At 72.2% G+C, this 14,168-nt stretch carries 13 protein-coding genes; 7 read left to right on the top strand and 6 right to left on the bottom strand.

Features of this window, described 5'->3' with window-relative positions:
• Positions 1 to 67: 67 nt before the first annotated feature.
• From ACIQPQ_RS06325 to ACIQPQ_RS06305, 5 genes are all read left to right on the top strand, one after another.
• Positions 68 to 961, top strand: a complete 894-nt coding sequence (locus ACIQPQ_RS06325) for an SPFH domain-containing protein (protein WP_383770713.1) — start codon at positions 68 to 70, stop codon at positions 959 to 961.
• A gap of 107 nt (positions 962 to 1,068) precedes the next feature.
• Positions 1,069 to 1,269 carry a hypothetical protein gene (locus ACIQPQ_RS06320; protein WP_401301520.1) on the top strand — a complete coding sequence of 67 codons (201 nt, stop codon included), beginning with the start codon at positions 1,069 to 1,071 and terminating at the stop codon, positions 1,267 to 1,269.
• A 199-nt stretch (positions 1,270 to 1,468) separates the two neighbouring features.
• Positions 1,469 to 1,993, top strand: coding sequence for a PadR family transcriptional regulator (locus ACIQPQ_RS06315; protein WP_401300392.1), 525 nt, complete (start codon positions 1,469 to 1,471; stop codon positions 1,991 to 1,993).
• A gap of 59 nt (positions 1,994 to 2,052) precedes the next feature.
• A complete protein-coding gene (locus ACIQPQ_RS06310) occupies positions 2,053 to 2,679 on the top strand; it encodes an ABC transporter ATP-binding protein (RefSeq protein WP_383770716.1) in 627 nt (208 codons plus the stop codon).
• A complete protein-coding gene (locus tag ACIQPQ_RS06305; protein ID WP_401300389.1) occupies positions 2,676 to 5,018 on the top strand; it encodes an FtsX-like permease family protein in 2,343 nt (780 codons plus the stop codon). Before ACIQPQ_RS06310 ends, ACIQPQ_RS06305 begins: the two co-directional genes overlap by 4 nt.
• Before the next feature lie 150 nt (positions 5,019 to 5,168).
• Here ACIQPQ_RS06305 and ACIQPQ_RS06300 read toward each other — a convergent pair whose 3' ends face one another.
• Positions 5,169 to 6,128: a LysR substrate-binding domain-containing protein gene (locus tag ACIQPQ_RS06300; RefSeq protein ID WP_401300387.1), complete on the bottom strand. Its 960-nt coding sequence runs from the start codon at positions 6,126 to 6,128 to the stop codon at positions 5,169 to 5,171.
• Positions 6,129 to 6,262: 134 nt separating this feature from the next.
• Here ACIQPQ_RS06300 and ACIQPQ_RS06295 point away from each other — a divergent pair, with 134 nt between their 5' ends.
• Positions 6,263 to 6,817, top strand: coding sequence for a peroxiredoxin (locus tag ACIQPQ_RS06295; protein WP_401300384.1), 555 nt, complete (start codon positions 6,263 to 6,265; stop codon positions 6,815 to 6,817).
• Between the two features lie 6 nt (positions 6,818 to 6,823).
• Positions 6,824 to 7,357: an alkyl hydroperoxide reductase gene (locus tag ACIQPQ_RS06290; protein WP_401300381.1), complete on the top strand. Its 534-nt coding sequence runs from the start codon at positions 6,824 to 6,826 to the stop codon at positions 7,355 to 7,357.
• 98 nt (positions 7,358 to 7,455) lie between these two features.
• Here the strand turns inward: ACIQPQ_RS06290 and ACIQPQ_RS06285 are convergent, their stop codons facing one another.
• The 5 genes from ACIQPQ_RS06285 to ACIQPQ_RS06265 form a co-directional block, all read right to left on the bottom strand.
• Positions 7,456 to 8,862, bottom strand: coding sequence for an AI-2E family transporter (locus tag ACIQPQ_RS06285; protein ID WP_401300378.1), 1,407 nt, complete (start codon positions 8,860 to 8,862; stop codon positions 7,456 to 7,458).
• 223 nt (positions 8,863 to 9,085) lie between these two features.
• Positions 9,086 to 9,853 (bottom strand): transglycosylase SLT domain-containing protein, encoded by a 768-nt coding sequence (locus ACIQPQ_RS06280; RefSeq protein ID WP_401300376.1) that lies wholly within the window; start codon positions 9,851 to 9,853, stop codon positions 9,086 to 9,088.
• Positions 9,854 to 9,926: 73 nt separating this feature from the next.
• Positions 9,927 to 10,622, bottom strand: coding sequence for a transglycosylase SLT domain-containing protein (locus ACIQPQ_RS06275; RefSeq protein WP_401300373.1), 696 nt, complete (start codon positions 10,620 to 10,622; stop codon positions 9,927 to 9,929).
• A 419-nt stretch (positions 10,623 to 11,041) separates the two neighbouring features.
• Positions 11,042 to 12,367, bottom strand: coding sequence for a PhoH family protein (locus ACIQPQ_RS06270; RefSeq protein ID WP_401300370.1), 1,326 nt, complete (start codon positions 12,365 to 12,367; stop codon positions 11,042 to 11,044).
• 376 nt (positions 12,368 to 12,743) lie between these two features.
• The gene (locus tag ACIQPQ_RS06265) at positions 12,744 to 13,517 is read right to left on the bottom strand and encodes an isoprenyl transferase (protein ID WP_383770203.1); all 774 of its coding nucleotides are present in this window, start codon (positions 13,515 to 13,517) and stop codon (positions 12,744 to 12,746) included.
• Between the last annotated feature and the right edge of the window lie 651 nt (positions 13,518 to 14,168).

The following is a 14,168-nucleotide window of genomic DNA, read 5'->3' as shown; positions in this document are numbered from 1 at the left end:
CACGCACGACGACAACCGCCCCGCGGACACCAGAACGGCCGCGGCGGAGACCGACGACCTGCCCGAGATGCCCGCGCCGCGCGTCCACGAGTTCCCGGCGCGCAGCGTCGGCGGCGGACTCGCCCTGCTGGGCGGGCTCGCGGGCCTCGCGGCGGGCGCCGGACTGATCGTGGCCTCCAGCGCGGTCGACGCGACCGGCGGCAAGGCCGCGCTGATCGTGGGCGGCATCCTCGTCGCGCTCGCCGCGTTCCTCGCGATGTGCGGGCTGAACATGGTGGCGCCCGGCGAGGCACGGGTGGTGCAGCTCTTCGGCCGCTACCGCGGCACCATCCGCGAGGACGGGCTGCGCTGGGTGAACCCGTTCACCTCCCGGCAGAAGATCTCCACCCGCGTCCGCAACCACGAGACGGCCGTCCTCAAGGTCAACGACGCCTACGGCAACCCGATCGAGCTGGCCGCGGTCGTGGTCTGGCGGGTGGAGGACACCGCGCAGGCCACCTTCGAGGTGGACGACTTCCTGGAGTTCGTCTCCACCCAGACCGAGGCGGCCGTCCGGCACATCGCCATCGAGTACCCCTACGACGCCCACGACGCGGACGGCCTCTCGCTGCGCGGCAACGCCGAGGAGATCACCGAGAAGCTCGCCGTCGAACTGCACGCGCGGGTCGAGGCGGCCGGGGTGCAGATCATCGAGTCCCGCTTCACGCACCTCGCCTACGCCCCCGAGATCGCCTCCGCGATGCTCCAGCGGCAGCAGGCGGGCGCGGTGGTCGCCGCCCGGCGCGAGATCGTGGACGGCGCGGTCGGCATGGTCGAGGCGGCGCTCGCCCGGATCGCGGAGCAGGGGATCGTGGAGCTGGACGAGGAGCGGAAGGCGGCGATGGTGTCCAACCTGATGGTCGTGCTGTGCGGGGACCGGGCGCCGCAGCCGGTGCTCAACACCGGGTCGCTGTACCAGTGACGTCCTCGTCATCCTCGCCGGAGGAGGCGCCGGGGGGCGCGGCGGCGGAGCCGTCGCCCCCGGCGGAGGGCGCGGGGCCCCGGCGGGGGGCGGCGCGGCGGAAGCAGGTGCTGCTGCGGCTCGATCCGGCGGTGCACGACGCGGTGGCGCGGTGGGCCGCCGACGAGTTGCGGTCCGCGAACGCGCAGATCGAGTTCCTGCTGCGGAGGGCGCTGAAGGAGGCGGGGCGGCTGCCCGGGGAGACGGGGCCGCTACCCCGTCGGGGGCGGCCTCCCGGGGGCCCCGCCCCCAGGCCCCCGTCGGTCTGAGCGGCCTCGCCCTCAAGGTCCCCGGAGAGGGGACCCCCGGCCGGGCCGGGACGGCCCTGGGCCGACCCCCTCGGGACCGCCCCCGCCCCTGTTGCAGAACCGTGACAACCCGCCCTCACCTGGGCGGGGCCACCCCCTGCCATCAGCTCTGCACAGGGCGTATACACAGAGGGTATACACCGTGTGTAGAGTCCTCGGCATGTCCATCGGTCACACCCTCCTGGGACTCCTGGAGTCCGGGCCCCGTCATGGTTACGACCTGAAGCGGGCCTTCGACGAGAAGTTCGGTCACGACCGGCCGCTGCACTACGGCCAGGTCTACTCGACGATGTCGCGGCTGCTGAAGAACGGCCTCGTCGAGGTCGACGGCATCGAGGCCGGCGGCGGCCCGGAGCGCAAGCGGTACGCCATCACCGGCGCCGGCGTCACCGACGTCGCGCGCTGGCTGGCCACGCCGGAGAAGCCCGAGCCGTACCTCCAGTCGACCCTCTACACGAAGGTCGTCCTCGCGCTGCTCACCCACCGCGACGCGGCCGACATCCTCGACACGCAGCGCTCCGAGCACCTGCGCAGCATGCGCATCCTCACCGACCGCAAGCGCAAGGGCGACCTCGCCGACCAGCTGATCTGCGACCACGCCCTGTTCCACCTGGAGGCGGACCTGCGCTGGCTGGAGCTGACCGCGGCGCGCCTCGACAAGCTGCGAGAGGCGGTGGCCTCGTGAACGCCCCCGCGGGCTCCCTGCTGGCCGCCCACGACCTGCGCAAGGCGTACGGCGCGACCATGGCGCTGGACGGCGCCGCGTTCTCCATCCACCCCGGCGAGGTCGTCGCCGTGATGGGCCCCTCCGGCTCCGGCAAGTCCACGCTGCTGCACTGCCTCGCCGGGATCGTGCCGCCCGACTCGGGCTCGATCACCTACGACGGGCAGGAACTCGCCACCATGAACGACGCCGCGCGCAGCGCCCTGCGCCGGTCGGAGTTCGGGTTCGTCTTCCAGTTCGGGCAGCTGGTGCCGGAGCTGACCTGCGTGGAGAACGTGGCGCTGCCGCTGCGGCTGAACGGCGCCCCGCGCAAGCTCGCCGAGCGGACCGCGCTGGAGTGGATGCAGAAATTGGAGGTCGACGACCTCGGGCGCAAGCGGCCGGGCGAGATCTCCGGCGGCCAGGGCCAACGCGTCGCCGTGGCCCGTTCGCTGGTCACCGGGCCGCGCGTGGTGTTCGCCGACGAACCCACCGGCGCCCTCGACTCCCTCAACGGCGAACGCGTGATGGAACTGCTCACCGAGGCCGCCCGCACCGCCAACGCCGCCGTCGTCCTCGTCACCCACGAGGCACGCGTCGCCGCCTACTCCGACCGCGAGATCGTCGTACGCGACGGCAAGTCACGGGACATGGAGCGGGTCGTATGAACCCGCGTCAGTGGGCCAGGGACCTGGGCCTCGGGCTCCGGTTCGCCTTCGCCGGGGGCCGCGAGGGCTGGGTCCGGGCGGGGCTGACCGCGCTCGGCGTCGGCCTCGGCGTGGCCCTGCTGCTGCTGTCGACGGCGCTGCCCGGCGCGCTCTCCGCCCGGCACGACCGCGAACAGGCCCGGCTCGACTACACGTACAGCCAGAAGGTGCCGCCGAAGGCCGCCGACACCCTGGTGATCGCCGACATCGACACCACCTTCCGGGACCGGGACATCCGCGGCCGGCTGGTGGAGCCGGAGGGGCCGCGCGCCCCGCTGCCGCCCGGGGTGAGCCGCTTCCCCGCGCCGGACGAGATGGTGGTCTCCCCCGCGCTCGGCGAGCTGCTCGACTCCGACGGGTCGAAGCTGCTGCGCGAACGCCTGCCGTACCGGGTCGTCGGCACCATCGGCGAGGCCGGACTGGTCGGCTCCAAGGAGCTGGCCTACTACGCGGGCGCCACCGGCCTCCCCGCGCACATCGACGGCTCGACGACGGCCCGGATCACCGAGTTCGGCAACCCGGACCCGACCACCGAGACGGCCGATCCGGTGCTGGTGCTGCTCAACATCGTCGTGATCGTGGTGCTGCTGATGCCGGTGGCCGTGTTCATCGCGGCGGCCGTGCGGTTCGGCGGCGAGCGGCGCGACCGGCGGCTGGCGGCGCTGCGGCTGGTGGGCTCCGACAGCGGGATGACCCGGCGGGTCGCGGCGGGCGAGGCGATGGCCGGCTCGCTGCTGGGGCTGGTGTTCGGCACCGGGTTCTTCCTCGTCGGACGGGAGTTGGCCGGGTCGGTCGAGGTGCTGGGCGTGAGCGTGTGGCCCAGCTATCTCAACCCCTCGCCGTGGCTGGCCGCGCTGGTGGTGATCGCGGTTCCGTCCGCCGCCGTCCTCGTCACCCTGCTGGCGCTGCGCGGGGTGGTCATCGAGCCGCTGGGCGTGGTGCGGGCCGCGAAGCCCGCCCGGCGCCGTCTGTGGTGGCGGGTGCTGCTGCCGGTGGCGGGGCTCGGGATGCTGTACCCGATGATCGGGCAGGGCAGCGAGAACGGCGCGTTCAACCAGTACCTGGTCATCGGCGGGGTGCTGCTGCTCCTGGTCGGGGTGACGGCGCTGCTGCCGTGGCTGGTGGAGACGGTCGTGGGCCGTCTCGGGGCGGGCGGGGTGTCCTGGCAACTCGCGGTGCGCAGGCTCCAGTTGAGCAGCGGCACCGCGGCCCGGATGGTCAACGGCGTGGCGGTGGCGGTGGCCGGGGCGATCGCGCTCCAGATGCTGTTCACCGGGGTCGACGACTCGTACACGAAGGTCAACTCCCACCAGGACCTGCGGCGGGCCCAGATGCAGGTGCACGTGCCGCAGGGCACCCCGATGGCGGACACCGCCCGCGAGTTCGAGCGGACGCCGGGCGTGCGGAAGGTGACCGCGCTCTGGGAGAGCTACCTCGGCAACGCCTCCTGGCGCAGCGAGAACGGGCCCACCGTGACGACCGAGCTGGTCGTCGGCGCGTGCAAGGACCTGCGCGAGGTGGCCTCGCTGCCGTCCTGCGCGGACGGCGACGGGTTCGTCCTCCAGGGCGGCGAGTACGGGGCCGAGGCGCGGAAGATGTACCGGCCGGGGGCCAAGGTCTACGCGGAGACGCCCGTCATCGGGGACCGCGGCGAGACCGCCTGGAAGCTGCCCGCGGGCATGAAGCCCGCCCGGTCCGTCGAGGACCCGACCGGCACCCGGCGGGACGCGTTCCTGCTGACGCCGGGCGCGCTGCCGCCGTCGATGCGGGAGGTGGTCAAGGGCGAGCTGTACCTGTCCGTGGACCGGACCGTGCCGGACGCCTACGACCACGTCCGCAACACGGCGGCCCTGGTGGACCCGATGAGCCAGCCCATGGTCTGGACCGCCACCTCGCGGTCCGCGCAGTACGAGTCGATCCGGCTCGGGCTGCGGGTCGGCGCGGCCGGGGTGCTGGCGCTGATCGGGGCGAGCCTGCTGGTCTCCCAGCTGGAGCAGTTGCGGGAGCGGCGCAAGCTGCTGTCGTCGCTGGTCGCCTTCGGCACCCGGCGCCGCACACTGAGCCTGTCGGTGCTGTGGCAGACGGCCGTCCCCATCGGGCTCGGGCTGGTGCTCGCGGTGGGCGTCGGCATCGGACTCGGCGCCGTGCTGCTGCGGATGGTGAACGTCCCCGTCGGCGTCGACTGGCCGGGCGTGGCGATGATGACCGGGATCGCCGCGGCGGTCGTGGTGGCGGTGACCCTGCTGAGCCTGCCGCCGCTGCTGCGGCTGATGCGGGCGGAGGGGCTGCGCACCGAGTGACCCCGCACCGCGCGACGGGGCCCGCGCGGGCCCGTACCGTCCGGCCGGGACCCGCGTGAGCCGACGGCCGAGGGCCCCTCCTCTGGTGGGAGGGGCCCTCGGCCGTCGGCGTCCCGGTACGGCGCCGGCGTCCCGGTACGCCGGCCGGTTTCAGGCGTCCGCGCCCAGGACCCGGACGGGCAGCGGGCGCAGGGCCTCGCGGAGGGCGTCGGCGAGCGCGGCGTACTCCGTGCCGCGGGCGGTGCCGGTGCGCGTGACGAGGGCGATACGGCGGGTCGGGGCGGGGTCGGCGAACCAGCCGGTGCGCAGATGGGTGGAGCGGCCGGTCTCGACGGCGACCGCGGTGTGCGGCAGCAGGGTGCAGCCGAGGCCGCCCGCGACGAGCTGGACGAGGGTGGAGAGTCCGGCGGCGGTCGTGGTGACGGGCGCGTCGTCGCGGCCCGCCTCACGGCAGATGTCGAGCGCCTGGTCACGCAGGCAGTGCCCCTCGTCCAGGAGCAGCAGGTTCAGCTCCCGCAGCTCCTCGCGCGGGATGCCCTCGCGCCCGCCGAGCGGGTGGCCGAGCGGGGTGACCAGGACGAAGTCCTCGTCGAAGAGGGGGAGTTCGACGACGCCGGGGGCGCCGAGCGGCACGGCGAGCAGCAGCAGGTCGAGGCGGCCGGAGTGCAGCCCGTCGAGGAGGCTGGCCGTCTGCTCCTCGTGGACCTGGAGGTCGAGGTCGGGGTAGCGGTCGTGGACCAGGCGCAGCACGGTGGGCAGCAGGTACGGGGCGACGGTGGGGATGACGCCGAGGCGCAGCACGCCGGTGAAGGGGGCCCGGACCGCGTCCGCCTCCTCCATCAGGGCGCCGACCTCGGCGAGCACGGCGCGGGCGCGGACGGCGAGCCGTTCGCCGGACGGGGAGAGCAGCACCTTGCGGGTGGTGCGCTCCAGCAGGGTCACCCCGAGCGCCTCCTCCAGCGCGGACACGGCACCGGACAGGGCGGGTTGGCTCATGCCGAGCGCGGCGGCCGCGTCCCGGAAGTGCAGGTGCTCGGCGACGGCCGCGAAGGCCCGCAGCTGGGCCAGACTGGGCAGCCGCCTCTTGGCCCCCACATTACCTACGGTCACTGATAGCTACCTCCGATCAACACGTCCGAGTGTATCGATTTCTCGAATCAATGCACCCTGTGCCAGCATCGTGATCGTCCAACCCATGGGAAGCGCCTGCCAGTGCGGGCGCTTCTTCGCTGCAAGGAGAGCGTGTGCTCACTGTCGGTGACAAGTTCCCCGAGTTCGAACTGACCGCCTGCGTATCGCTGGAGAAGGGCGCGGAGTTCGAGCAGATCCACCACAAGTCCTACGAGGGCAAGTGGCTCGTGGTCTTCGCGTGGCCGAAGGACTTCACCTTCGTGTGCCCGACCGAGATCGCCGCGTTCGGCAAGCTGAACGAGGAGTTCGCCGACCGCGACGCGCAGATCCTGGGCTTCTCCGGCGACTCGGAGTTCGTGCACCACGCCTGGCGCAAGGACCACCCGGACCTGACCGACCTGCCGTTCCCGATGCTGGCCGACTCCCGGCACGAGCTGATGCGCGACCTCGGCATCGAGGGCGAGGACGGCTTCGCCCAGCGCGCCGTCTTCGTCGTGGACCCGAACCGCGAGATCCAGTTCACCATGGTCACCGCGGGCTCCGTCGGCCGGAACCCGAAGGAGGTCCTGCGGGTCCTGGACGCCCTCCAGACCGACGAGCTGTGCCCCTGCAACTGGACCAAGGGCGAGTCCACCCTGGACCCGGTCGCGCTGCTGGCCGGGGAGTGACCTGAGATGCCCCTCGACACCCTCAAGTCGGCCATACCCGACTACGCCAAGGACCTGAAGCTCAACCTGGGTTCGGTCATCGGCAACTCCGACCTGCCCGCCCAGCAGCTCTGGGGCACCGTGCTGGCGACCGCGATCGCCTCGCGCTCCCCGATCGTGCTGCGCGAGCTGGAGCCGGAGGCGAAGGCCCACCTCACGCCCGAGGCGTACACGGCCGCCAAGTCGGCCGCGGCGATCATGGCGATGAACAACGTCTTCTACCGCACCCGCCACCTGCTGTCGGACCACGAGTACGGCACCCTGCGGGCCGGTCTGCGGATGAACGTCATCGGCAACCCGGGTGTCGACAAGGTCGACTTCGAGCTGTGGTCGTTCGCCGTGTCCGCCATCAACGGCTGCGGCATGTGCCTCGACTCGCACGAGCAGGTGCTGCGCAAGGCGGGCCTCGAACGGGACGTGATCCAGGAGGCGTTCAAGATCGCCTCGGTCGTCCAGGCCGTCGCCGTCACCCTCGACGCGGAGGCCGTCCTCTCGGCCTGACCGTCACGAACCGCACGCGGCCGTGCCGCGCGGACGACGGCGAAGGGCCCCGCTCACCTCAGTGAGCGGGGCCCTTCCCGTATGCCCGGCGGGGGTGGCTACTTGGGGGGTTCGGTGTCCTGGCCGGGTTCCGGCGCGGCTCCGGGCGCCGGGTCCGCTCCCCCGGTCCCGGCGGGTGCCGCACCGGCGGACGGCTCAGGAGCGGGCACCGGCGGCCGTACGGGGGCGACGTCCACGGCGGTCGCGCCGCGCGGCTGCGGCGCGGTCAGCAGGGCGGGCTCGCGCGAGTAGGCGTACAGATAGCCGACCACGGTGTTGGTGACGGCGACCAGCGGTACGGCGACCACCGCGCCGCCGATCCCGGCCACCAGGCCGCCGCAGGCCACCGCGAGGACCACCGCGAGCGGGTGGACGCGCACGGCCCGGCCGAGGATGAACGGCTGGAGGATGTGCCCCTCGATCTGCTGCACCGCCAGCACCACCGCGAGGGTCATCACCGCGGTGAACACGCCCTGGGTGACCAGCGCGACGACCACGGCGAGCGCGCCGGAGGCGACCGCGCCGACCAGCGGGATGAAGGAGAACAGGAAGATGAACACGGCCAGCGGGACGGCCATCGGCACGTCCAGGAAGTAGATGCCGAGGCCGATGAAGATGGCGTCGATCAGGGCCACCAGCACCGTGCCGCGGACGTACGCCGTGAGCGTCGCCCAGGCCCGGGGACCGGCGCCCGCGACGCCCGGCCGGGCGGTGGCGGGGACCAGGCGCAGCGTCCACTGCCAGATGCGCTTGCCGTCGTAGAGCAGGAAGAGCGTCGAGAAGAACGACAGCAGGATGCCGGTGAGCGCCTCGACGACGACGGTGACGCCCTCCAGGCCCGCCGAGGTGATCTCGTCGGTGTTGGCGCCGACCGCGTCCCGCAGGTTCTTGGCGATGCCGTTGATCTGCTTGTCGGTGACGTGGAAGGGGCTGTTGAGCAGCCAGCGGCGGAGGTCCTCGATGCCGTCCTGGACCTGGTCGGAGAGGTTGTCGATGTTCTCCATGACCTGCCAGGTCACGAACCAGCCCATCAGGCCGATCACGACGAACCCGAGAATCGCCGTCATCGCGGTGGCCAGCCCGCGCGGCACGCCGAGCCGCTTGAGGCGGGCGACCGTCGGTTCCAGCAGCGCCGTCAGCAGCAACGCGACCACGAAGGCCAGCACGACCAGTTGGACGGCGCTGATGACCCGCATCAGCACCCAGACCGTCCCGGCGAGGACCAGCAGCCGCCAGCCCGCCTCGGCGGCGACCCGGACGCCCCAGGGGACGACCTGGGCGGGGTCGGGGCGGGGCGCCGGGGGCGGCGCCTCCACAGGGAGCGGGGCGGGCTCGGGGACGGCGGGAGTCGCCCGGCGTTCCCCGCGGCTCTCCCGCTCGACCTCGGCGCGGCGCTCGTCGAGCCGCTCCCCCATCTCGGTCAGCTTGGCTCCGACCCGGCCGAGCCACCGTGGCACTCGCGACATGATCCGTCCTCTTCCCCCGTCTTCCGCCACCACTCCCCCCGGGGCGCGCCCCCTGGAGTCCCGCCTGGTGCCCGTGGGCTCAGAGCCTGGTGCCCGTCGGCTTAGACCGTACAGGGCGCGGGCCCCGCACCCTAGGACGGGCGGGGGCTGCTGGAGGGCGGGGGCGGGGTGGAGGCGGCGGGGGCGGGGCGGAGCGTCGCGGGCGGCGGGCCGTCGGGCGGGCTCAGTAGGAGCCGTTGGCCTGCCAGTAGGACCAGGCGTCGCAGGGGCTGCCGTAGCGGTCGTTCATGTAGTTCAGGCCCCACTTGATCTGGGTGGCCGGGTTGGTGCGCCAGTCGGCGCCCTCGGAGGACATCTTCGACGCGGGGTAGGCCTGGACGAGGCCGTAGGCGCCCGAAGTCGGGTTCACGGCACGGTAGTTCCACGTCGACTCGTGGTCGACGATGTTGCTGAAGCACTGGAACTGCCCGGCGGGCACGATCTGGCGGGCGATGGCCTGCACCTCGGCGACGGTGTACGACGCCTGCTGCGGGAAGCTGCCCCCGCCGCCGCCCCCGGCCGGGGCGGAGGCCTTGGTCGTGGACTCGGCGGAGTCGTCCGTCCCGGCTTCCGCGGCGGCGCGCTCGGCGGCCTCCCGCTCGGCCTTCTCCTTGGCCTCGGCGGCCTTCTTCTCGGCGGCCTTCTTCTGCGCGGACTTCTTCTTCGCGACCGCGGCCTCGGCGGCCTGCACGCGGGCGGTCTCCTCGGCCGACTTGCGGGCGACGGCGTCGGCGGCGATCGCCTGGGCCCCCGCCTGCTGGGTCAGGGACGCGCTCTGCACCTGCGCCTGCTGCCCGGCGGGCAGGTCCGCGAGGAGGGTGGAGGCTCCGGTGCCGTCGGCGGCGGCGGAGTGCTCGACGGTACCGGCCTGGCTGACGCCGACGACCGCTCCGACGGTGGTGACGGCCGTCGCGGACATCACCGCGAGGCCCCGTACCGCTGTCCCGCTCACACCGGTTTCCTTACTGCCGAAGCGTCAGATTCAGATGGAGAGGGCGGCGGCCGGGGCCTGCGCCGGGTCCGGCCTAGTACCAGTTGTTGGCCTGCCAGAACGACCAGGCGTCACAGGGGCTGCCGTAGCGGTCGTTCATGTAGTTCAGGCCCCACTTGATCTGGGTGGCGGGGTTGGTGCGCCAGTCGGCGCCGGCCGAGGCGTACTTGCCCGCGGGCAGGGCCTGGAAGAGGCCGTAGGCGCCGGACGACGGGTTGACCGCGTTCATGTTCCAGCTGGACTCGTGGTTCACGATGTTGCTGAAGCACTGGTACTGGCCGCCGGGGACCATCTGCTGGGCCATCGCCTGGATCTGCGCGATGGTGTACGAGGACTGGACCGGGAAGTCGGACGCGCTGCGGCTGGCCTTGGTCTTCGCCTCGGCGCGCTCCTTGGCCTCCTTGGCGGCCTTGGCCTCCTTCTCGGCGGCTTCCTTCTTCGCGATCGCGGTCTTGGCGGCGGCCTTGCGGGCCGCCTCCTCGGCGCCCTTCTTGGCGCTCTCGTCCGCGGCGATGGCCTGGACGCTGGCCTGCTGCGTGAGGGACGCGGTCTGCACCTGGGCCTGCTGGCCGACAGGGATGTCCGCGAGGAGCGTCGTGGCGTCGAACGCCGTCGCCTCTGCGTCGTTGGGCTGCGCGGTGCTGCCCGAGGCAACGCCGACAACGCTTCCGACGGCGGTGACCGCGGTGGCCGAGGCCACTGCGAATCCCCGGACCGAGATCCGGCTCACACGGTTTCCTTCCAGCGTCGCCCGCTTCGGTGACCCTGGCGGACGCGATCGTGCCCCTGGCACTGGCCTCCCCACTGCGCGGTCACGGGAGGCACGGACCCGGTGGGCAACTCCCGGCTGGGGAGCGCCGCATGGTGCTCGGGCGGCATACGACGAGGTCTATGGAGTTGGCTGTACTGCTCTGTGGTGCCGTACCGCTGGGGGTACACGTGTGTCGCATGCGGGGGCCTGACAGGAGTGAGACTCTGCCGTACCCCGACGCCGGGTGGCAATTCCGAGTTGCGTGTGAAAGCTCACATCCGGTTTGGCCCTGGGGATTTCACCGTTCACCCCCCATGAAGGCGCCGCCCGGCTAGGCTCACTGCCTTTGCCGGACGGCGCCAACTGCCTTCGGGGGACCGCCCAATGGGGCGGTCCGGTCAGATGTGCCCGTCCTCCAGCAATTCGGTCACAAGGGCCGCGATCTGGGACCTCTCGGACCGGTTGAGGGTGACGTGCGCGAAGAGCGGGTGTCCCTTCAGCTTCTCGACGACGGCGACCACTCCGTCGTACCGGCCGACGCGGAGGTTGTCCCGCTGGGCCACGTCGTGGGTCAGGACGACCCGCGAGTTGGCGCCGATCCGGGACAGCACCGTCAGCAGGACGTTGCGCTCCAGCGACTGGGCCTCGTCCACGATGACGAACGCGTCGTGCAGCGAACGGCCGCGGATGTGGGTGAGCGGCAGGACCTCCAGCATGCCGCGGGCGGTGACCTCCTCGATGACCTCGCGGCTGGTGACGGCGGAGAGCGTGTCGAAGACGGCCTGCGCCCAGGGGCCCATCTTCTCGGCCTCGGAGCCGGGCAGATAGCCCAGTTCCTGCCCGCCGACCGCGTACAGCGGGCGGAAGACCATCACCTTCTTGTGCTGGCGGCGCTCCAGGACCGCCTCCAGGCCCGCGCAGAGCGCGAGCGCGGACTTGCCGGTGCCGGCCCGGCCGCCCATCGACACGATGCCCACGTCGGGGTCGAGCAGCAGGTCGAGCGCGATGCGCTGCTCGGCGCTGCGGCCCTTGATCCCGAACACCTCCCGGTCGCCGCGCACCAGCCGGACGCCGCCGTCGGGGGTGACCCGGCCGAGGGCCTTGCCGCGCTCGGACTGGATCGTCAGCCCGGTGTGCACGGGAAGGTCGGCGGCCTCCGGGACGTACACGTGGCCTTCCTCGAAGAGGATGTCCACCTGTTCGCCGGGGAGGGTCAGTTCGGACATGCCGGTCCAGCCGGAGGAGTCCGTGATGGCGAGTTCGGCCCGGTACTCCTCGGCCTGGAGTCCCACGGAGGACGCCTTGATCCGCAGCGGCAGGTCCTTCGACACGACGGTGACGTCGTACGCCTCGGCCTGGAGGTTGCGCGCGACCGCGAGGATGCGGGAGTCGTTGTCCCCCAGGCGGTAGCCCGAGGGCAGCAGGCTGGGGTCCGAGTGGTTGAGCTCGACACGGATCGTCCCGCCCAGTTCCCCGATCGGGATGGGGGCGTCGAGACGGCCGTACTTCACCCGGTAGTCGTCGAGCAGGCGCAGGGCCTGCCGGGCGAAGTAGCCGAGTTCGGGATGGTGCCGCTTGGCCTCCAGCTCGGTGACCACCACGATGGGCAGCACGACCTCGTGCTCCTCGAAGCGGTTCATCGCGTGCGGGTCGGCCAGCAGGACGCTGGTGTCGAGAACGTAGGTGCGCCGGTCGGGCTGGTGGCGCTTTGTGCTGGTCACCACGGAAGGACGTACCCCCTCGGAAGAGGTCGGGGAGCGACGGAGTGGAGCTGGGCCGGAAATCGGCACCCTGCACGGGCCGAGATCCGGCCCTCCGCTGCGTCCGTGCTGACCGCACGTTCGGGCTGGTGCAAAGGGCCTCCCGGGCGGACGGCCCCGTGCCGTCCGCTGAGATCCGACACCCGTGGTTCGGGCGTCGACCTGGTTGCTTTATGCCCTCGAACATGCGCCGCCATGCCACGGCATATGACGGCGCCCCGGTGAACTCCTTGTTACGTCCGCCCCGGCACGGGGTACGCGGACAGGTCGGCCCGGTGCGGCGGGGATCGCCGGAAAAGGGCCGGGCGGGGTACGTCCGCGCAGCCCCGGGGGGCCTTTCTCAGCCGCCGAAGCGGCGGTGGCGGGCCGCGTAGTCGCGCATCGCGCGCAGGAAGTCGACCTTGCGGAAGGCCGGCCAGAAGACGTCACAGAAGTAGTACTCGGAGTGGGCCGTCTGCCAGAGCATGAATCCGGACAGCCGCTGTTCGCCGCTGGTGCGGATCACCAGGTCGGGGTCGGGCTGGGCGCCGGTGTAGAGGTGGCGGCCGATCATGTCGATGTCGACGGACTCGGCGAGGTCCTCCATGGAGACCGCGCGGTCGCGGGCGTCGAGGATCATCGAGCGGACCGCGTCGGCGATCTCCTGGCGTCCGCCGTAGCCGATGGCGACGTTGACCAGTATCCCGTCGACGTGGGCGGTGGCCTCCTCGGCCTCCTTCAGCGCGGTCTGCATCGCGGACGGCAGGATGTCGGGGGTGCCGACGTGGTGGACGCGCCAGCGGCCGTCGGCGGCGAGGGTGCGTACGACGTCCTCGATGATGCCGAGCAGGGGGACGAGTTCCTCCGCGGCCCGGTCGAAGTTCTCCGTCGACAGCAGCCAGAGGGTGACGACCTCGACGTCCGTCTCGGAGCACCAGCCGAGGAACTCCTCGATCTTCTCGGCTCCGGCGCGGTGGCCGTGGACGGTGGTCGATCCGGCGGCCTTCGCCCAGCGGCGGTTGCCGTCCATGATGACGCCGATGTGCTTGGGCACCTGAGCGTGGTCCAGGTGGCCTTCCACCCGGCGCGCGTACAGCCTCACCAGCAGGCCGCGCAGCTTGTCGCGCAGGTTCACGTGAATCTCAGCCCCTCCGTGCGGATGCGGTCCCCGCGAGGCGGAAGCCTACCCCTCTGGGGGGTGGGGGGTGAGGGGGGTTGGGGTGGAGGGGGTTCCGGGTGCGGGTGGGTCGTGTGGGGGTGCGCGGTTCCCCGCGCCCCTTGGGAGTGGCGGTGGAGGGGGACACGGGGTGCTGCCGCCGGGGGTGGGCACAAAAAACGGGCCGGTCCGTGGGGGGGGGATACGGACCGGCCCGAGGGGGGGCTTCCACCATAACCCTTCGTGAGGGATGGCGGGTGCATCGGCGCGGGAAAATTACTCTCCGGAATCATCCGGCGACGGGGTGGTGGTCACGGCGGGTGGGATTCTCAGGTGGTTCATGGCCGAAAGCCAGCTAAATCCCAGGCGGAGACTGCGGATCGGGGCGGAAGTGGAGGTTTCGGTGCCGGTTCGGCCGTTCCGGGCCCTCGGGCCGGACATCCCTCCGACGGGCTAACGCCGCGGGTGCGTCCGCTTGACGCGGGCGGCACCGCGCAGCCCCCTCCACCGCGCGGTGACGCCCGCGCAGCTTTGCTGGCGCGAATTGCCTGGCGATGAACTTACCCCGGAGCGACGGGGTTACGGACGGGTCGGCATAACGATGTGGACAACCCGTGGAGGACAAGGAGG

The sequence above is a fragment of the Streptomyces sp. NPDC091281 genome (assembly GCF_044757425.1).
Classification (GTDB): domain Bacteria; phylum Actinomycetota; class Actinomycetes; order Streptomycetales; family Streptomycetaceae; genus Streptomyces.
Note: the sequence above shows the minus strand (reverse complement) of the source record. Positions and strands in the feature narration are given on the sequence as shown.

What these genes read in the sequence shown, in the direction of transcription:
- ACIQPQ_RS06325 (WP_383770713.1), top strand. Translation starts at nt 68, where the DNA reads ATGCCCGCGCCGCGCGTCCACGAGTTCCCGGCGCGCAGCGTCGGCGGC.
- ACIQPQ_RS06315 (WP_401300392.1), top strand. Translation starts at nt 1,469, where the DNA reads ATGTCCATCGGTCACACCCTCCTGGGACTCCTGGAGTCCGGGCCCCGT.
- ACIQPQ_RS06310 (WP_383770716.1), top strand. Translation starts at nt 2,053, where the DNA reads ATGGCGCTGGACGGCGCCGCGTTCTCCATCCACCCCGGCGAGGTCGTC.
- ACIQPQ_RS06305 (WP_401300389.1), top strand. Translation starts at nt 2,676, where the DNA reads ATGAACCCGCGTCAGTGGGCCAGGGACCTGGGCCTCGGGCTCCGGTTC.
- ACIQPQ_RS06290 (WP_401300381.1), top strand. Translation starts at nt 6,824, where the DNA reads ATGCCCCTCGACACCCTCAAGTCGGCCATACCCGACTACGCCAAGGAC.
- ACIQPQ_RS06285 (WP_401300378.1), bottom strand. Translation starts at nt 8,862, where the DNA reads ATGTCGCGAGTGCCACGGTGGCTCGGCCGGGTCGGAGCCAAGCTGACC.